The 18,998-nt window shown below is 58.1% G+C and carries 12 protein-coding genes and 1 riboswitch; of the genes, 6 read left to right on the forward strand and 6 right to left on the reverse strand.

The annotated features are described in order from the left end of the window. Positions 1 to 180: 180 nt before the first annotated feature. From OCH02_RS12960 to OCH02_RS12980, 5 genes are all read left to right on the forward strand, one after another. Positions 181 to 1,989, forward strand: a complete 1,809-nt coding sequence (locus tag OCH02_RS12960; protein ID WP_261431598.1) for a cation:proton antiporter — start codon at positions 181 to 183, stop codon at positions 1,987 to 1,989. Positions 1,990 to 2,041: 52 nt separating this feature from the next. Next, a riboswitch (Lysine riboswitch) is annotated at positions 2,042 to 2,235 on the forward strand. Between the two features lie 109 nt (positions 2,236 to 2,344). Continuing rightward, positions 2,345 to 3,712, forward strand: coding sequence for a lysine-sensitive aspartokinase 3 (lysC, locus tag OCH02_RS12965; protein ID WP_261431599.1), 1,368 nt, complete (start codon positions 2,345 to 2,347; stop codon positions 3,710 to 3,712). Between the two features lie 159 nt (positions 3,713 to 3,871). After that, positions 3,872 to 4,789 (forward strand): ketopantoate/pantoate/pantothenate transporter PanS, encoded by a 918-nt coding sequence (gene panS / locus OCH02_RS12970; protein WP_261431600.1) that lies wholly within the window; start codon positions 3,872 to 3,874, stop codon positions 4,787 to 4,789. A 385-nt stretch (positions 4,790 to 5,174) separates the two neighbouring features. Next, positions 5,175 to 6,851: a ShlB/FhaC/HecB family hemolysin secretion/activation protein gene (locus OCH02_RS12975; RefSeq protein ID WP_261431601.1), complete on the forward strand. Its 1,677-nt coding sequence runs from the start codon at positions 5,175 to 5,177 to the stop codon at positions 6,849 to 6,851. A 47-nt stretch (positions 6,852 to 6,898) separates the two neighbouring features. Beyond that, positions 6,899 to 11,722 carry a hemagglutinin repeat-containing protein gene (locus OCH02_RS12980; RefSeq protein WP_261431602.1) on the forward strand — a complete coding sequence of 1,608 codons (4,824 nt, stop codon included), beginning with the start codon at positions 6,899 to 6,901 and terminating at the stop codon, positions 11,720 to 11,722. A 50-nt stretch (positions 11,723 to 11,772) separates the two neighbouring features. Here the strand turns inward: OCH02_RS12980 and OCH02_RS12985 are convergent, their stop codons facing one another. From OCH02_RS12985 to OCH02_RS13010, 6 genes are all read right to left on the reverse strand, one after another. Further along, on the reverse strand, positions 11,773 to 13,422 hold the full coding sequence (locus OCH02_RS12985) for a Na/Pi cotransporter family protein (RefSeq protein ID WP_261431603.1): 1,650 nt from the start codon (positions 13,420 to 13,422) through the stop codon (positions 11,773 to 11,775). Between the two features lie 126 nt (positions 13,423 to 13,548). Further along, positions 13,549 to 14,541: an ABC transporter ATP-binding protein gene (locus OCH02_RS12990; RefSeq protein WP_261431604.1), complete on the reverse strand. Its 993-nt coding sequence runs from the start codon at positions 14,539 to 14,541 to the stop codon at positions 13,549 to 13,551. Positions 14,542 to 14,544: 3 nt separating this feature from the next. Continuing rightward, positions 14,545 to 15,330, reverse strand: a complete 786-nt coding sequence (locus OCH02_RS12995) for an ABC transporter permease (protein ID WP_261431605.1) — start codon at positions 15,328 to 15,330, stop codon at positions 14,545 to 14,547. A 17-nt stretch (positions 15,331 to 15,347) separates the two neighbouring features. Further along, entirely contained in the window at positions 15,348 to 16,187 is an 840-nt protein-coding gene (locus OCH02_RS13000) for an ABC transporter permease (RefSeq protein ID WP_261431606.1), read from the reverse strand. A 9-nt stretch (positions 16,188 to 16,196) separates the two neighbouring features. Next, positions 16,197 to 16,994 carry an alkaline phosphatase family protein gene (locus OCH02_RS13005; RefSeq protein WP_261431607.1) on the reverse strand — a complete coding sequence of 266 codons (798 nt, stop codon included), beginning with the start codon at positions 16,992 to 16,994 and terminating at the stop codon, positions 16,197 to 16,199. Between the two features lie 11 nt (positions 16,995 to 17,005). Further along, entirely contained in the window at positions 17,006 to 18,067 is a 1,062-nt protein-coding gene (locus tag OCH02_RS13010; RefSeq protein WP_261431608.1) for an ABC transporter substrate-binding protein, read from the reverse strand. 191 nt (positions 18,068 to 18,258) lie between these two features. Between OCH02_RS13010 and OCH02_RS13015 the strand changes: the two genes are divergently transcribed. Beyond that, entirely contained in the window at positions 18,259 to 18,969 is a 711-nt protein-coding gene (locus tag OCH02_RS13015; protein ID WP_261431609.1) for a UTRA domain-containing protein, read from the forward strand. Positions 18,970 to 18,998: the final 29 nt, after the last annotated feature.

The raw sequence follows: 18,998 nt of genomic DNA on the forward strand, positions 1-18,998 counted from the left end.
GCTAACTGTCAAACGCCGCCGCATCGTTTCAGCTCTTCCCCTATACTTTTGGATAACAGCCTGTTATCAGGGTTAGTTAACTGTCACCAAACTGTGTCAGATTATCACCACGTCATTGACGTAATTAGGCTAAGGATGCGCGCCAATCAGGCTGCGGTTTGAAACACGAAGGACATTACTATGGAATTATCTGCCCCGTTGATGTTGGTGGTTATTGGATTGAGTTCGCTGCTGGCGCAGTGGCTGGCCTGGCTGTTACGCCTGCCGGCGATCCTGCCGCTGCTGGTGTTTGGCGTGGTGCTGGGCCCGCTGGTACATCTGGTCCAGCCGGACGCGCTGTTTGGCGATTTGCTGTTCCCACTGGTTTCGCTGTCGGTCGCCATTATTCTGTTCGAAGGCGCGCTGACGCTGCGGGTCGAGGAAATACGTGGCCTGGGTGGCGTGGTACGCAACCTGGTGACCATCGGCATGCTGATGACCTTCCTGGTGATTGGCGTGGGCTGCTGGTGGCTGCTGGACTTTCCCCCCGAATTGGCGGCGCTGATCGGCGCAGTAACGGTGGTCACCGGCCCAACGGTGATCGCCCCGCTGATGCGGGTGGTGCGGCCCAACGCCAATATCAACCAGGTGTTGCGCTGGGAAGGGATCGTGATCGACCCGGTCGGCGCTATCTTCACCCTGCTGGTGTTTGAATTTATCGTACTGAAGCAGCATTCAGAGTCTTACACCCACCTGTTCTACACCCTGGGCATTACCGCCGCCGTCGGCCTGGTGGCCGGTGCACTGTTCGGTTACCTGCTGGGTTTGGCGCTGCGCCGTGTTTGGCTCCCCCGCTACCTGCAAAACCTGGCGGTGCTGGCAATTATGCTCACCGCTTTTGGTCTGTCCAACGCCATTGCCGACGAGTCCGGCCTGCTGACCGTCACGGTGATGGGGATCTGGTTGGCCAATATGCGCGATGTCGATACCAGCGACATTCTGGCATTTAAAGAAGAACTGTCGGCGATCCTGATTTCGGCGCTGTTTATCATTTTGGCGGCGCGGCTTGATATCCAGGCGTTGTGGGATATGGGCTGGCCGCTACTGGGCCTGCTGCTGGTGGTGCAGTTTATTGCAAGGCCGCTGTGTATTGCCGTGTCGACCTGGCGCTCCTCTCTGCACTGGCGCGATCGGCTGCTGCTGTGCTGGATTTCGCCACGCGGTATCGTTGCTGCGGCGGTCAGTTCGCTGTTCGCCCTGACCTTGCAACGCAGCGGTTATCCAGGAGCCGATCGCCTGGTGACCGTGGTGTTCGCCGTGATCATCGGAACCGTGGTGCTGCAAAGCCTGACCAGCAGCATGATGGCGCGCTGGTTACGGGTACAGCAGCAAAAACCGCGCGGCGTGCTGATTGTCGGCGCCAACAGCGTGGCACGCATGCTGGCGCAGGCGTTGATAAAAATGAATATCCCGGTGATCGTCACCGACAGCAGTTGGGAGTATTACCGCCAGGCGCGTATGGACGGCATCCCCGCCTATTATGGGCATGCTTACTCCGAACATGCCGAGAACTACCTCGATCTCAGCGATACCGCACAGGTGCTGGCCCTGTCGCCCAATCGCCATCAGAATGCGCTGGCGGTCTATCACTTTGGCCATATTTTTGGTGACGGGCAGGTGTTCGCCATCCGTTCCGGTGCCCCGCTGAAAGGTCGCGGCAACAGTGGCGAAAGCTCGCGCTTTCGTCGGCATGAGGTTTTATTTAATCAAGAAGCCACCTATGGTCGCTTAAGCAGTCTGATCGCACAGGGTGCGGCCATCAAGGCCACCAAGCTAAACGAGAACTTTGGCTGGCTGGAATATCTTGAGAAACATCAGGGTGTTATTCCGCTATTCAGTCAACGGGAGGACGGCACTTTGCAGCCGATCGGTACCGGTTTCGTCCCGGCGATGCCCTGTACGCTGATTGCACTGGTACAAGATGAAAATCCCTCAACGTCCGGACGTTGACAGCAGCGCGATTACCGGCTATTCCTAACAGCCTACTTGCGCACCCGGTGCGCAAGCCAGAAGAGGTGCGTCGCCCAGGTAGAGTGTCAGAGGAGCCGTTGTCCAATGACGGCGCTTGAGGGGGAGCGACGCCGAGGTAAGGTGATGTGCGGCATTCATCGTATCGACTACAGGGGCTGAATCCCCTGAGTTGTCACCAGGGATTGTCCGTAGGGGCAATCAGCAAGGTGGGGCGCTTCTGGGTGTATCGTAGCGTTAACCTCTACGTCTGCCCCCTGCTTATCGCTCCTCCCTTGTGCCAAGGCTATGAAAAAAGCGCTCTCTGAAGAGAGCCACCCTGACACGAGGTTTTTACATGAACCAAGCAGCACCCCAGAATTCCACCGTTGTCGCCAAATTCGGCGGCACCAGCGTTGCCGACTATGAAGCCATGAACCGCAGCGCCGACGTCGTACTCGCCAATCCGGACGTACGCCTGGTGGTCTTGTCCGCTTCTGCGGGCGTCACCAACCTGTTGGTGGCTCTGGCCGAAGGCAGTGATGCCGAAAAACGCCATTTCCAGCTCGATGAAATCCGTCGCATCCAATACGCTATCCTTGATCGTCTCGACAATCCGGCGGTTGTCCGCGAAGAAATCGACCGCATGCTGGAAAACATCGCCATGCTGTCCGAAGCGGCATCTCTGGCAAATTCGGCGGCATTGACCGACGAACTGGTCAGCCATGGCGAACTGATGTCTACCCTGCTGTTTGTGGAGATCCTGCGCGCTCGCCAGGTGCAGGCGGAATGGTTTGACGTACGTAAAGTAATGCACACCGATGACCATTTCGGGCGTGCCACGCCAGACAGCGCAGCGCTGAGCCAATTAGCCCAATCGCTGCTCAAACCGCGCCTGCAAGAAGCGCTGGTAGTCACCCAGGGCTTTATCGGCAGCGAGCCGAAAGGCCGTACCACCACGCTGGGCCGTGGCGGCAGCGATTACACCGCTGCGCTGCTCGGTGAAGCGCTGAGCGTCAGCCGGGTGGATATCTGGACCGACGTGCCGGGCATCTACACCACCGATCCGCGCGTGGTTCCGGCGGCGAAACGCATTGATAGAATTACTTTCGAAGAAGCGGCAGAAATGGCGACCTTCGGTGCGAAAGTATTGCACCCGGCGACCCTGTTGCCGGCCGTGCGCTGCGATATTCCGGTGTTTGTCGGCTCAAGCAAGGATCCGGCCGCCGGGGGAACCCTGGTGTGTAATACCACCGAGAATCCGCCGCTGTTCCGCGCACTGGCACTGCGTCGCAAGCAAACCCTGCTGACACTGCACAGCCTCAACATGTTGCACGCACGCGGTTTCCTGGCCGAAGTGTTCAACACTCTGGCGCGCCATAATGTCTCGGTGGATCTGATCACCACTTCCGAAGTCAGTATCGCGCTGACCATGGACACTACCGGCTCTACCAACACCGGTGGCAGCCCGCTAACCACCTCGTTGCTGACCGACCTGTCATCACTGTGCCGGGTGGAAGTGGAAGAAAATCTGGCGTTGGTGGCGTTGATTGGCAACAAACTTTCTCAGGCCTGCGGCGTAGGCAAGGAAGTGTTTGGCGTGCTCGACCCGTTCAATATCCGCATGATTTGCTACGGCGCCAGCAGCTATAACCTGTGCTTCCTGGTACCGGGCAACGACGCGGAACAAGTGGTACGTACCCTGCACCACAATCTGTTCGAATAATTCTAAAAAGATATGCGCCAATAGGCGTATATCGTCGCCGTCAGTTTGGTCCCGGACAGCGCACAAGAACCGGAGCGTACGTAGAGTACGTGAGGATTCTGAGCACTGCCCGGGTTCAAAATGGCAAGTAAGATAGCCTAGTGAAGGGAAACCACATTCATGCTGGCAATATTCACCCGATTATTCCCCCTGTGGGCGGTGCTGCTCGCCGTCGCCGCCTACTTCACGCCCACCAGCTTTACCGGTATCGGCCCCTACGTCAGCCCGCTGTTGATGTTGATCATGTTCGCCATGGGCGTGACGCTGCGGCTGGATGACTTCAAGCGCGTGCTGTCGCGACCGGGCCCGGTTGCCGCCGGGATCTTTCTGCATTATCTGATCATGCCGCTGGCCGCCTGGCTGCTGGCGATGCTGTTCCATATGCCGCCTGATCTTTCCGCCGGCATGGTATTAGTTGGCAGCGTGGCCAGTGGCACCGCGTCCAACGTCATGATCTATCTGGCTAAAGGCGATGTGGCGCTGTCGGTAACCATCTCGGCGGTTTCCACTCTGGTGGGCGTGTTCGCCACGCCGCTGCTGACCCGCTTATACGTCGATACCGAGATCAGCGTCGATGTGATGGGCATGCTGCTGAGCATTCTGCAGATCGTGGTGATCCCGATTGGCCTTGGGTTGATCGTCCATCACACCTTTACCAACGCCGTCAAACGCATCGAGCCTATTCTGCCGGCGCTGTCGATGGTGTGTATTTTGGCGATCATCAGTGCCGTAGTGGCAGGCAGCCAAAGCCATATCGCCTCGGTCGGGCTGGTGGTGATCATCGCGGTGATCCTGCATAACGCCATCGGGCTGCTGAGCGGTTACTGGGGCGGCAAGCTGTTTGGCTTTGACGAGTCTACCTGCCGTACGCTGGCGATTGAAGTCGGTATGCAGAACTCCGGACTGGCGGCGACGCTGGGTAAAATCTACTTCTCACCGCTGGCCGCACTGCCGGGCGCCCTGTTCTCGGTGTGGCATAACCTGTCCGGTTCGCTGCTGGCAGGTTACTGGTCCGGTCGGCCGATTAACAAAAAATAGTCTCATCTTGGGGCGCAAATGACGGCGCCCCAACCTTTCTGCGAAATTTCGTATTTCCCACTGGTCGGATTGTCAGAATTACTCCCAACCTCTATTATCCCCATACAAAATAAAAATTCAGATTCTTCCTATCCATGCCGATAAAGTTTAAATGGCAGACAGGTTAATTACTTTTTTTAGTTAATTAACTCAACGGAACTGAAAATTAAAACAAGCAGCCTAATTATTATTTATATATACACCCATCGTCTTTATTTGCCTGCGGCAAATCGAGATATCACGCAATGTGCTTGTCGCTCGCTATTTCGGGCCGGCTGCTGGCCGTCCGTTTATTGACCTCATGGATTGAGCAGGCCGCCCCGGTGGCTTCTCATAATGGATTAAAATGATAAAAAAAACCGCCGTCCTGGTGCTGCTGTTCAGCACTGCGCTCCCCGCCGCTACCCTGCCGGAGATGGCGCATTTTTCGCCCATGGGCGAATCACGCCGCGCCCTGCAGGACGGCACGCGTGAAGTGAATCAACAGATAGAGCAACGACGCTACCAACAGCTTAAACAACAGCAATTACTGGCAGACCCCGAACCCACGCCCCCGGCACTGCCGCGTTCTGCCCAATGTTTGCCGATCGATGGTGTCTATCTGCAAGGCATTACCCTGCTGTCTGCGAAAGATTTGGCGGCGCTCAGCGCACTACCACCGCGTTGCATCAGCAGTAATGACATCAACCGTCTGACGCGCGAATTAACCCGTTTATACCTTGATAAAGGCTATATCACCGCCCGCGTACAGTTTATTCGTCCTAATGCCGAAGGGGAATTGGGTCTGCGGGTCACCGAAGGATTTATCGAGAAAATAGAGGGCGGCGATCGCTGGGTTAACAGCCAGTTATTATTCCCCGGACTGGAAGGCCAGCCGCTGAAATTAACCCAGCTCGATCAGGGATTGGATCAGGCCAATCGTTTGCAATCGAACAAAACTCGCCTGGATATATTACCGGGCAACCAAACCGGCGGCTCCATTATTCGGTTGCACAACCAACATGCCAAACCCTGGCTACTGTCCGCTACCCTGGACAACTATGGCCAAAAAAATACCGGCCAGTGGCTGGCGCGCAGTACGGCAACGCTGGACAGCCCGTTCGGCCTGTCGGACTTTGTCAGTCTGAACGTCGCCGGCACGCTGAAGGATCCGTCGCAGCGCTACAACCGCGCCTATACCCTGCTCTATTCCCTGCCCTATGGCGCTTTTACCTTCAGCGGCTTTGCCAGCTATTCGCAATACATGAACCGCCAGCAGTTGGTGTTCAACAGCTATAAGCTGCACGGCCAGACCCAGCAATACGGCCTGCGCGGCGATTATGTGTTTTACCGCGATCGCTCCCAGATCAACGCCCTGAGCGGCCAACTGACCCATAAGCGCATCAATAACTATTTCGACACCGTGCGCATCAGCCTCGGCAGCCCGACGCTCAGCCTGTTCGAACTGGGGGTTAACCACCTGCAGATCCTGCCTACCGGGCTTGTCAGCGCCAACCTCAGCGTAGAACAAGGATTGCCGTGGTTTGGGGCTGATAGCCACGGCGGTGCCGGCCTGCCCGATGCCCAATTCACCAAGGGCAAGCTGTTCACCAACCTCACTCAACGCTTCACCCTGGCCGGTTCCAGTTACCAGCTCAGCAACCTGCTGTACGGGCAATACAGTCGCGATCGGCTACCCGGCGTGGAATGGCTCAGCCTGACCGACCGCAGCGCGATCCGCGGTTTCAGCCGCAGCACGCTGTCCGGCGATAACGGTTGGTATCTGCAAAATACCCTGTCCCGCAGCTTCAACCTGGGCCAAAGCACCCTCACCCCTCGCCTCGGCGGCGACGTCGGCCGGGTGCTGCCGCGTGACAACCGGCCTTCGGGCTGGCAAAGCAGCGCCGGACTGAGCGTCGGAGCCACCCTGCGTTATCAGCGCGCCATCGTCGACGTCGAGGCCAGCCGCGGCTGGCTGTTGTCCAGCCACGCCATGCCGGACGATCCGATCCAGGTGTTGGCCCGCTTCTCGTACACCTTTTAGTCAGTCATTTTTTGCAGTACCACACGGCGATATATGGAGATACATGGATGAAAAATAATAACTTCAGGCTTTCGGCGGCGGGTAAGTTGGCCGCTTCACTGGCAATCATTCTCGCCTCGCTTGGTAATGGTTACGCCGGCGAGATCGTGGCAGCCAACGGTGCTAACGGCCCCGGCGTCTCCACCGCCGGTAACGGCGCGCAGGTGGTCAATATTGTCACGCCAAATGACCACGGGCTATCGCATAACCAGTATCAGGATTTCAACGTTAACCAGCCCGGTGCGGTGCTGAATAACTCGCGCGACCCCGGATTGTCTCAGTTAGCCGGTCAGCTGGGTGCCAACCCGAACCTGAACAGCCAGGCGGCCAGCGTGATCCTCAACGAAGTGATCAGCCGCAATCCGTCGCTGTTGCACGGTCAGCAGGAAATCTTCGGCATGGCGGCCGACTACGTGTTGGCCAACCCGAACGGCATCAGTTGCAGCGGCTGCGGTTTTATCAATACCAGCCGTTCGTCACTGGTGGTGGGCAACCCGCTGGTGGAAAACGGCATGCTGCAGGGCTACAGCACCCTGGGTAATCGCAACACCCTGAGTCTGGATGGCAAGCTGAACGCCGGTGGCGTGCTGGACTTGATCGCCCCGCGCATCGACAGCCGGGGCGAGGTGATCGTCACCCCGGTATTCGATAAGAAAAGCAGAACAATGGTGGCGGATATCAACGCTATCAGCGGTAATAACCGTGTCTCACGCGAGGCGAAAGTGCTTAGCAGCGAGCAACCCTTGAGCGCGCTGGACAGCTACTATCTTGGCAGCATGCAGGCCGGACGCATCAACATCATCAACACCGCGGCCGGCAGCGGCGTGAAACTGGCAGGCAAACTGCAGGGCAGCGATGAGATCCGGGTGAAAGCCTACGACATCCGTGCAGAAAGCCAGATTCGTGACGACAGCAGTAACCGCAACGGCGGTGAGAACTACCAAAACTATCGCGGCGGTATTTATATCAACGACCGCAGCACCAGCCAAACACTGGCCCGTACCGAGCTGGCAGGCAAGAATATCAGTCTGCTGGCCGATAACAGCAACCACCTGACCGCCACCGATATTCGCGGCGAAGAAGTTAATTTGCAGGGCGCCAGCCTGACGCTCGACGGTCAGCAACTAAAGCAGACTCAGGGGCATACCAACGATCAATGGTTCTACTCCTGGCAGTACGACGTCACTCGCGAAAATGAACAGCACCAGCAAGTTGGCAGCAGCGTCAGCGCCAGCAAAAACGCCACGCTGACCGCCACCGCACAGGATGTGAAACTGCTCGGGGCTAGGGTCGGAGCCGGTAACTCGCTGAAAATCGACGCCAAACGCGATGTACAGATCGCCGGACTGGTCGAGAAGGATAAAACCAGCGAACGCGGCTATCAGCGTAACCATACCTCCAGCCTGCGCACCGGCAGTTGGAGCAACAGCAATGAAACCGAAAGCCTGAAACCCAGCGATCTGCATGCCGGTGGCGATTTGACGCTAAGCGCCGGTAATAGCCTAGTGGCACAGGGAGCGAAAGTGTATGCGGCACGCAACCTGAGGGTAAATACCAACGATCGGATCAACATCGGCGTGCAAAAAACCGCCAATGCCAAATCTGTGCGTGACAATAAAACCTCTTGGGGCGGCATCGGCGGTGGCGATAACAAAGACAACAGCCACCACCGCGAGGTCAGCAACGCTTCCGAGCTGACCGCCGACGGCACCCTGTGGCTGAACGGTAAACAGGGCGTGACCATTACCGGCAGCAAGGTAAAAGGCAGCCAAGGCGGTTTTGTTACCGCCGGCAACGGTGGCCTGCGGATTGATAACGCGCTCAGCACCAACGTCGACAAGGTCAATGCCCGCACCGGTACCGCCTTTAACATCACCAGCAGTTCGCAAAAGTCCGACAACAGCCACCAGCAGTCCACCGCCAGTGAACTGGTTTCCGATACCAACCTGCACCTGGTCAGTAAACAGGATACCGACGTGGTGGGCAGCAAGGTCACCAGCACCGGCAAGCTGGACATCCAGGCCGGTGGCAATATCAATGTCAGCGCGGCAGAGCAGCAGCAACGCATTGATGAGCAGAAAACCGCGCTGGCGATCAACGGCTATGCCAACGAGAAAGGCGATAAGCAATACCGCGCCGGCTTGCGCATTGAACATACCAGCGACAGCGAGAAAACCACCCGCAGCGAGCAACAGTCTTCAATGCTCAGTGGCGGCAGCGTCGCGTTGAAAGCGGATAAAGACGTGACCTTCAGCGGCTCCAAACTGGTGACCACTCAGGGTGATGCCAGCGTCAGCGGCAACAACGTCGCCTTCCTGGCGGCGGACAACAAGACCACCAGCGACACCGAGCAAACCAAAATTGGCGGTGGGTTCTATTACACCGGCGGCATAGATAAAGTGGGTTCGGGCATCGAAGGCGGTTATGAGAACAGCAAAACTCAGGCACAAAGCAGCAAGGCCGTTACCTCGGGCAGCGACATCAAGGGCAATCTGACCATTAACGCCAAAGACAAGCTGACCCAGCAAGGTGCGCAACATCAGGTCGCCGGCAAATATCAGGAGAATACCAACAGCGTTGATCACCTGGCCGCCGTTGACAGCGAAAGCAACACCACCACTAAAACCGACGTCGGCGTAGACATCGGTGCCAACGTCGATTACAGCGCCATCACCCGTCCGGTTGAACGCGCAGTGGGCAAAGCCGCCAAACTGGATGCCAACGGTGTGATTAACGATATCGGCAGCATCGGCTTGCCGAACGTCGGCATCGACGTCGCTGCCAACGGCGGCGGCAGCGAACAGCGCAGCAGCAGTTCGCAGGCGGTGGTCAGCAACATCAAGGCCGGGGAGATTGAGGTTAAAGCTGCCGGGGAACTGCAGGATCGCGGCACTCAATATCAGGCCACTCAGGGTAGCGTGACGCTGAAGGCAGACAGCCACCGCAGTGAAGCGGCGGAAAACCACCAGCAGCAGAGTCAAAGCGATACCCGTGGCAACGCCAGCGTGCGCGTTTACACCAACACCGGCAATGACCTGAACGTCGACGCCAAAGGTGACGGCGGCAACAAACACAGCGAAAGCGGCGGCAGCCAGGCCGTTACCGGCGGCATCACCGCCGCCAACGGCATCGACATCCAGGTTAAGCAGGACGCGGTTTATCAGGGTACTTCTCTGGATGCCGGCAAGGGCAAAGCACAGGTGAAAGCCGAAGACGGCAACCTACGTTTCGAGCAGGCTACCGACCGCAGCCATGAGAGCCACAGTGGCTTCAATGTCAAAGTATCGGCCAAAGGCGGCACTACCCCGGAAACCAAAAACGTCGGCGGTGGGCTGGGCGGCGGTCGCAGCGTGGGTGAAAGCGACGGCAACAGCGCACAGGTCAGCCACATCGGCGGCCAACAGGGCGTGGAGCTGGAAGCCGGTCGTGGGCTGACGCTGCAAGGCAGTAATGTCACCAGTCAGGGCGACGTCACATTGAAAGCGGGCGACAAGGTGGCGCTACAGGCGGCCGAATCGCGCCAGACGCGCAAGGACGATACGCTGTCAGGCAATATCGATATTGGCGGTAACAGCACCGACAGCGATAAAAAGAGTGCGGACGGCATTTCCCTCGGCGGCGCGTTTGACATCGCCAGGGTCGATGAATCCTCCACCACCCACCAAGGCGGTAAAATCACTAGCGGTGGCGCAGTGAACATTACCGCCAAAGGCACTGGCGACCAGGCATTGCACCTGCAAGGGACTGAAATCCAGGGCAGCAGCGTCGGCCTGAATGCCAAACATGGCGGTGTGGTGCTGGAGTCGGCGCAAAATCAGGAGCAGAAAAACAACTGGAACCTGGGGCTGAAAGCGAACGCCAAAGGTGGCCAATCTTTCAACAAGGATGCCAACGGCAAGGTTGATGCCACCAGCGGCAGCGATACCCATACTCTGGGTGCCGGGGTAAAAGTCGGCGTCGATAAGCTGCAAAAAACCACCCAGGGTAACAGCCTGATTAACGCCGGCGAAGTGACGATCAACAGCGGTAAGGACACCACCCTGGCCGGGGCCCGGATCGATGCCGATAGCGTACAGGGCAACGTCGGCGGTGACCTGCGCGTCGAGAGCCGTAAAGACAGCGAAAGCAGCGTGAAGGTCAATGTGGACGTCGGTTTGAACCACACCAACGATCCGGCCAGCAGCATCACCTCCAAACTGTCGAAAGTGGGCACGCCGCGCTATGCCGGTAAAGTGAAGGAGAAACTGGAGGACGGGATCAACAAGGTCGCTGACGCCACCACCGACAAGTACAACAGCGTGGCCCGTCGTCTCGATCCCAAACAGGACACCACCGGTGCGGTTAGCTTCAACAAGGCCGATGGCAAGGTCACCCTGCCGGAAACGCTGGTCGGCGAAAAAGAGCAGGCACCGCTGTGGGATCGTGGCGCTCGCTTCCTCGGCAACAAGTCCAAAGAGAGCCTGACCGGCCCCGCCGGGTTGCAGGGTCAGTTCAAGGTCAACGCCGACGTGGTCAATAACGATGCGGTGGGCGTGCAATCCGCTATCAGCGGGAAAAATGGCGTGGCGCTGAACGTGCAGGGCAATACCCAGCTGACCGGTGCGGAGATCCGCAGCCAACAGGGTGAAGTGACGCTGGGTAACGGCAAGCTGGAGCAACAGGACGTGGCGGGCAGTCGTTATCAGGGTGGCGGTCATCTTGATGCGGCAGCTTCTGCCGGTGGCCTGCTGGGGATCGCCGGTAAAAGCGTGGCGAATCTAGAGACCCCGGTCGGCGGCTATATCAATAGCCAGGCCGCCGATGCCAAGGCAGGTGTTTTTCCGGGTAAATAATTAGCGGAAAATAGCCAAAATCATGCCCCCGGTTCAGCCGGGGGCATTTTTTACAGCGTGCTCGGGGTATCCTCCCACTCGCGCTCATCATCCTTCTCATCCTGATCCAGCACGTTATACGCCACCGCTGCGAACAGGGAGTTCAGCCGTTTCATATCACCCAGCAACCCCAGATGCAGCGAACTGGTTTCGATGCTTTGCACGTTCTGTTGGTGCAGGCGATCGACGTGCGCATGCGCGTAGCGGCGATCCAGAATACGGAACCGGTGCTTGGAGCGTCGCAGCCGCTTGGCGCTGGTGAGGTCGCCGGACAGGAATACCGACAAACTTAACCGCAGGTTACCAATCAGTCGCTCATACAGCGTGTCCAGCTCCGCCAGCCCTTCGGCCGAAAATGCCCGCCGCGCCGCAAGTGACTTCGACGCAATATCGCCGGTCATGCGTTCGATGATGTCCCCGGCCTGTTCCAGGTTGAGCGCCATTTCGATGATTTCTGCCCAACGACGCGAATCCTCTTCGCCCAGTTCCTCTTTCTGGATCTGCGCCAGATACAGCTTGATGGCGGTGTACAGCACATCAACGTCATCGTCCAACCGGCGAACCTCTTTATCCTGCCCAATCTTGCCGTGCAGCACTTCGCGGTGCAGGATCATCATATGTTCCACCACGTCGCCCATGCGCAGGGTCTCACGCGCCGCATTGGCCAACGCCAGCGTCGGCGTATCCAACGCGCTGGCATCCAGATGCCGTGGTCGCAACCGGGGATCGTCAGCCGCCACGTCGGCGATCAACGTTTCGCACAGCCGCGCCATCGGTCCGGCCAGTGGGATCAGTACCAGGCAACGGATCAGGTTGTAGAACACGTGGAAATAAATCACCAACTCTTCGTTGCCACCGGGCAGTCGGGCCATCACATCGGCCAGATAAGAGACAAAAGGCAGTACCAGCACACAACCGATCAGCTTGAACAGCAGGCTGCCGAGCGCCACCCGACGGCCGGCGGCATTCTGGCCGCTGGTGTTGATCACCGCCAACAGGCCACTGCCAAGATTGGCACCGATCACTAGGCACAGCGCCACTTTCAGTGAAATCACGCCGGAGGCGGTCAGGGTTGCCGTCAGCAGCACCGCCGCCAGGCTGGAATAGCTGACAATGGCGAACAGCGCACCGGTCAGGGCATCCAGCATCACATCGCCGGTCAATGACGAGAACAGGACCTTCACTCCCGCGCCCTGGGTGATTGGCGTTGCGGCAGCCACGATCAGTTCCAGCGCCAGAACAATCAGCCCCAGGCCAATGCATACCCGGCCCATTTGGCCCACGCGAGTTTGCTTGCGGCTGAGAAACAGGAAAACGCCGACCAGGATCAGCAGCGGGGAGAGCCAGGAGAGATCGAAGGTCAGTATTCGCGCCATCAGCGCGGTACCGACGTCGGCACCCAGCATGATCACCAGTGCAGGCGTCAGCCCCACCAACCCTTGTGCGACGAAAGAGGTCACCAGCAGCGCAGTAGCGTTGCTGCTTTGCACCAGCGCGGTCACGCCGATACCAGAGACGAACGCCAACGGCTTTTTCTGCACGCTGTCGCTCAATACCCGACGCAAATTAGCGCCATAGACCCGCATAATCCCGGTGCGCACGATGTGGGTACCCCACACCAACAGCGCCACCGCAGAGAGCAGATGAAGAAGGGTCAACACGGAAAATACGCTCCATAAACGCCAGCAAGGCAACCGTTCTGCCGGGCGTTAAAGAACAGAACAGCGGCAACGGGGTGCAGACTGCCGCTGAAGGGAAGGGAAATTCCGTTTGTCAGCGGGAAAATGTCATGCAACTTCCCGTAATGTAACAGTTTCTAAGTGTAGTCCAATTTCACTACCGTCGGGCCGCAAATCCTCGACCGAGCGGTTGAGCACGTCGACCAACAACTCCACACCCCGGGCCTTAACCCGATAGCGCACCACGTTGCCCAACAGGCTGTGGTTGAGGATAGTGGCGGCGATACCCTGCCCGACAGGCAATAAAGTCATGGATTCCGGGCGAACAGCCACCTTACCGCGATAAGTGTTGCCGGTCAAAACCGACGCCTGTTCGGCGCTCAGCAGATTGTAGTTGCCGATAAACCCGGCGGCGAAAACGTCGGCCGGTTGGGTGTATAGGGTTTCCGCATCGCCGCTTTGTACAATTTGCCCCTTGTTCATCAGCACGATGCGATCCGACAACGTCAGCGCCTCTTCCTGATCGTGGGTGACGAAGATCGCCGTCAGGTTCAGTTCACGCTGGATCCGGCGGATCTGTTCGCGCAGGTGTTTGCGGATGCGGGCATCGAGTGCCGAGAGCGGTTCATCGAGCAATAACAAGCGCGGACGGGTCACCAGGGATCGCGCCAGCGCCACCCGTTGGCACTGGCCGCCGGAAAGCTGATGCGGATAGCGCCTGGCCAGTTCGGTCAGTTCCACCAGTGCCAGCACCTCCTGCACCCGCTGTTGGATCTGCCCGGCCGCCAGCTTTTGCATTTTCAGGCCAAATGCCACATTGCCTTCAACGGTCATATTCGGGAACAGCGCATAGCTCTGAAACACCATACCGATGCCGCGGTTCTGCGGGGATATCGGCACCAGATCCTGCCCCTGCAGCAGGATCTGCCCACTGTCTACCGAAGTCAGCCCCGCCAGACAGCGCAGCAGCGTTGACTTGCCACAGCCGCTCGGCCCGAGCAGCGTGACAAACTCGCCTTCTTCGGCAGTGAAATCGATATCCTGAAACACCTGGGTCTGCCCGTAATGTTTGTTAAGGCGGGTAACGTTGAGATAAGCCATGGGTTAGCCCTTCTTTTTATTCAGCAAATTCGCCAACCAGGTGACGATAAGCACCACGGCGAAATAAGAAATGACCAGTGCGCTGGTGAAATGGCCACTGCCGTTGCGCATGTTAAACAGGTAAACCTGCAGCGTTTCGTACTGGCTGCCCACCAGCAGATTGGCAAAGACGAATTCGCCAATCAGGAAAGAGAACGACAGCAGCACCGCAATCATCCCGCCCTTGCGCAGGTTAGGCAGCACCACCAACAGCGCCGCTTTCCAGGTGCTGGCCCCCAACAAATGGGCGGCGTCCATCATGTCACGCAGGTTAATCGCCTGCATGTTGTTGCTGATAGCGCGGTAAATAAACGGTAGTGCAATCGAGAAATAGCAACCGATCAGGATCCATGGCGTGCCCAGTAATGGCAGCGGATCGGCGGCAAACAGCTGCATCAGCCCCACCGCCGACACCACCGGCGGCACGGCGAATGGCAGCAGGATCAGCACATTCATTACCGCATCCAGCTTGGGGAAATAGTAAGCAATCACAAACATCATCGGCAAAATCACCACCACCGCCAGCACCAGAGTACCAAAGCAGATCAGCAGCGAGTGCCATAGCGCCAGCAGGAAACGCGGATCGCTCCATAACGCCACCAACCATTTCAGGGTAAAACCGTCCGGCACTATGGTCGCGCCCCATTGGGTGGCCAGCGCATAAATCAGCGTCGCCGCCAGCGGTAACAGCAGGATCAGCAGCAGCAAGCCGCTCACTACGCGGTGATAGCCGGTTTCAAAACGCGACATGGCCGCCCTCCGCAATATTATGAGCGTGCATTGAGGTAACTCCTGCGCAGCAGCCACTGATGGATCAGTGTGATAAACGCCATCATCGCCACCAGCAGCATCGCCAGCGCACTGGCCAGGTTCGGATCGAGCGAGATGTCCCCCGCCACCAGTGCCGAGATCCGGATGGGGATCACGTTAAAATTGCCGGTGGTCAGCGCATAGACCGTGGCATAGGCGCCCAATGCGTTGGCCAGCAGGATGACAAAGGTCCCCATCAATGCCGGTGCCAACACCGGCAGGCCGATATGCCGCCAATAGCCCCACGGGCTGGCGCCGAGCAAGGATGCCGATTCGCGCCAGTCTTCACGCAGTGCATCAAATGCCGGGTACAGCAGCAGCACGCCGAGCGGGATCTGGAAGTAGGTGTAGAGCACGATCAGCCCGGTTTTGGAGTAAAGGTTAAAACTCTCCATCAGGCCGTACTTGCGCAGCAATAGCGTCAGGCAGCCGTTTAACCCCAGCAGGATGACAAAGGCGAATGCCAGCGGCACCCCGGCGAAGTTGCTGGTCATGTTGGTAAACGACATCACAAAATCATGGAACCGCGTCTGACCCAGTTGGCGCAGTGAGTAACTGCCCACCAGGGCGATTAACAGCCCATAGACGCTCGACCAGAGAGAAATCTCCAGCGAGAACTGAAACGCCTGCAGGTAGAACGGCGAGGTCAGCACATCAACATAGTTGCCCAGCCCCCAGCCGCTGCTCTGGCTGAAAAAGCTGCTGACCGCAATCCACACCAGCGGCGCAATTTGGAACGCACCAAACAGCAGGATGAACGGCAACAGGCACAGGGCGGCAATCCACTTAGCTTTCATTAATCACCCTTATGCCAACAGCGCACGACAACGCGGCTTGTTGTGTGCCACCTGCAGTAGTTCGCATAGCGTGCCGCACAGGTCGGTTTGTTGCGGATCGGCATCGTTTTGGCTAAATGCGCTGCCGAAGACAAACAGCGGTACCTGACGCTCTTCCGGCAGTACGCCGCCGTGGCTGCGATCGTCATTCATACCGTGATCGGCGGTGACCATCACCTGATAGCCGTCGGCCAACCAATCGGCCAAATAGCGCGATAGCACGCCGTCGGCATTGCGCGCCGAATTACGGTATTGCGGCGAAGACAGGCCGAAGCGGTGTCCGGCATCATCAATGTTCATCGGGTGGATCAGCAAGAAATCGGGCTGATGGCGGCGGCGCAGGCTTTCGGCATCGTCAAACAGATGCGAATCCGGATAGCGGTCGTCGTAATAAAAATGGCCGTGCTGGATCGGCAGCTCGGCATCGTCGGTATGGCGATCGCGGGCGGCATCAAACGGGGTGCGGTTATACAGCTCACTGAACCAATGGTAGGCTGCCGCTGCGGTGGTCAGCCCTGCGGCACGCGCATAGTGAAACACGCTTTGCTGCTGTGAGAGGCGTGATACCTGATTATGCACCACGCCGCTCTCCACCGGCGGCACGCCGGTGAGGATGCACTCATACAGCGGCCGGGAGAGCGAGGGTAGCTCGCTCTCCAGCTGATACAACCGCCCGCGCCCTGCCGCACATTCAGCCTGCAGGTAACCCATAGCGTCATGCGCCACCTGATAATTCAGTCCGTCCAGCAGCACGAGGATCGTTTTCATAATGGCTTAACTCACTGCTGCATAAACATAATGACGTTTTCCTGCCACTGGCGCGGCAGCGTTTTGGCGCTTTGCTCCCAGGCCGCCGGATCGGCGATTGGATGAGCATTTTTATATTGTTCGGCCGGCAGCAGCTTGGCTTTGACATCGTCCGGCAGCGTCAGATGTTCGGCACGGATGGGACGGGCGTAGCCACGCGCCAGGTTGATCTGGCCGGCGTCGGAGAAGATGTATTCACGCGCCAGTTTGGCGGCGTTCGGGTGCTTGGCGTATTTGTTGATGATGGTGGTGTAGCCGGAGGTGATTGAGCCGTCGGACGGGATCAGCACTTCAAAGCGGGTTTTGTCGATCTGGTCACGGTAGTTAAGGCCGTTAAAGTCCCAGACTACACCGACCTGCACTTCGCCTTTTTCCAGTGAGGCGATCACCGGGTTGCTCAGGCTCAGACGTCCGGCTTTCGCCAGCTTGCCGAAGAATTCCAGGCCCGGCTTCAGGTTCTTCTCATTGCCGCCCATGGCGTAAGTTGCCGCCAATACGCCGCTGGCCGCCTGCGAGGCGGTACCCACGTCACCAATAGTGACCTGATAAGTTCCTTTCAACAGATCCGCCCAGCTATGCGGGATCGCTTTCACCTGTTGCTTGTTGATGATGAAAGCAATGGTGCCGGTATAGGCCAGCGCCCAATGACCGTCTTTGTCTTTCGCCCAGTCAGGCACCTGATCCCAGGTGGATGGCTTATACGGCTGGGTCACCCCTTTTTGTACCGCGATCGGGCCGAATGCTGCGCCCACATCACCGATATCCGCCGTAGCGTTGCTCTTTTCGGCATCGAACTTGGCGATTTCCTGCGCCGAACTCATGTCGGTATCGGCATGCTTCAGGCCGTACTTGCTCAATAGATCCTGCCAGGTGTCTTTCCAGTTGGCCCAGCTGTCCGGCATGCCGACGCTGTTGACTTCCCCTTCCTTCTTGGCAGCCTGTGCCAGCGCCGCCAGATCGGAATCGGCAGCCCAGCTCGCTTGGCTGGACAGGATAATGGCACTGGTTAACACAGAAGCGCACAAACGTTTCATAACTGATGCTCCGGGTGGTAGTGTGGAAGTGGCTGGACTAGTCCAGCAAGAACCAAGCCAATCTAACGGACGAATGTGATAATTATATGTCAGTCTAAAAAAGCAGCATTTTTATTGCATTCGGGCGTCGCCGTAGCTTGCGTTGGTCTACCTTTAGCGGGGCAAAGCGCACTCAATTGGGGCAACTGTGCATGAATGATGTACCGACCACGGTGGCGGCGATCTGCCGGACGCTGACCGCCCGTATCGCCGGTGGGGAGTTCAACGCCGACGGCAAACTGCCTTCCGAGCGAGCCCTGAGCGAACAGTTTTCCACCACCCGCATTACGCTGCAGGAAGCGCTCGGCCAGTTGGAGGCGCAGGGAGTGATTTACCGTCAGGTCAGGCGGGGCTGGTTTATTTCGCCGCCCCGGCTGGTGTACAACCCGTTGCAACGCAGCCATTTTCACGCCATGGCGCAGCAGCAGGGCCGCGATGCCCATACCGAAGTGATAGATGCCACCACGCTGCCGCTGTATGGCAGCCTGTGCCAACGGCTGAGTCTGCCCCCCGGTAGCGAGGTCTACCGCATTCGTCGGCTGCGCTATATCGACGGTCGTGCCGTGTTGTACTGCGAGCACTACCTCAATCCCGCCTATTTTGCCGGTATCCTGGACGAAGATTTAACCCAGTCGCTGACCGGGCTGTACGCCGAACGCTACGGCATTCGTTATGGGCGGGTGCGTTTCGATATGCTGCCCACCCTGCTGCCGCAGGAGGCGGCCACCATGCTGAAAGTGACCTACGGCAGCCCGGCGCTGTTTATTACCCGGGTTAACCGCGATCAGCACGATCGGGTGATTGATTGTGATTTGGAATATTGGCGTTACGACGCGCTGCACATTGACGTGGAGGCGCAATGACAGGGGCGCGGCAAGCCGCGCCCCTAAAG

Origin of the sequence: Serratia quinivorans (assembly GCF_946227985.1) — a bacterium.
Taxonomy (GTDB): Bacteria; Pseudomonadota; Gammaproteobacteria; order Enterobacterales; family Enterobacteriaceae; genus Serratia; species Serratia quinivorans_A.

Excerpts from the sequence above, each read along its gene's own strand:
- OCH02_RS12960 (WP_261431598.1), top strand. The coding sequence starts at position 181 with ATGGAATTATCTGCCCCGTTGATGTTGGTGGTTATTGGATTGAGTTCG.
- lysC (WP_261431599.1), top strand. The coding sequence starts at position 2,345 with ATGAACCAAGCAGCACCCCAGAATTCCACCGTTGTCGCCAAATTCGGC.
- panS (WP_261431600.1), top strand. The coding sequence starts at position 3,872 with ATGCTGGCAATATTCACCCGATTATTCCCCCTGTGGGCGGTGCTGCTC.
- OCH02_RS12975 (WP_261431601.1), top strand. The coding sequence starts at position 5,175 with ATGATAAAAAAAACCGCCGTCCTGGTGCTGCTGTTCAGCACTGCGCTC.
- OCH02_RS12980 (WP_261431602.1), top strand. The coding sequence starts at position 6,899 with ATGAAAAATAATAACTTCAGGCTTTCGGCGGCGGGTAAGTTGGCCGCT.
- OCH02_RS12990 (WP_261431604.1), bottom strand. The coding sequence starts at position 14,541 with ATGGCTTATCTCAACGTTACCCGCCTTAACAAACATTACGGGCAGACC.
- OCH02_RS12995 (WP_261431605.1), bottom strand. The coding sequence starts at position 15,330 with ATGTCGCGTTTTGAAACCGGCTATCACCGCGTAGTGAGCGGCTTGCTG.
- OCH02_RS13000 (WP_261431606.1), bottom strand. The coding sequence starts at position 16,187 with ATGAAAGCTAAGTGGATTGCCGCCCTGTGCCTGTTGCCGTTCATCCTG.
- OCH02_RS13005 (WP_261431607.1), bottom strand. The coding sequence starts at position 16,994 with ATGAAAACGATCCTCGTGCTGCTGGACGGACTGAATTATCAGGTGGCG.
- OCH02_RS13010 (WP_261431608.1), bottom strand. The coding sequence starts at position 18,067 with ATGAAACGTTTGTGCGCTTCTGTGTTAACCAGTGCCATTATCCTGTCC.
- OCH02_RS13015 (WP_261431609.1), top strand. The coding sequence starts at position 18,259 with ATGAATGATGTACCGACCACGGTGGCGGCGATCTGCCGGACGCTGACC.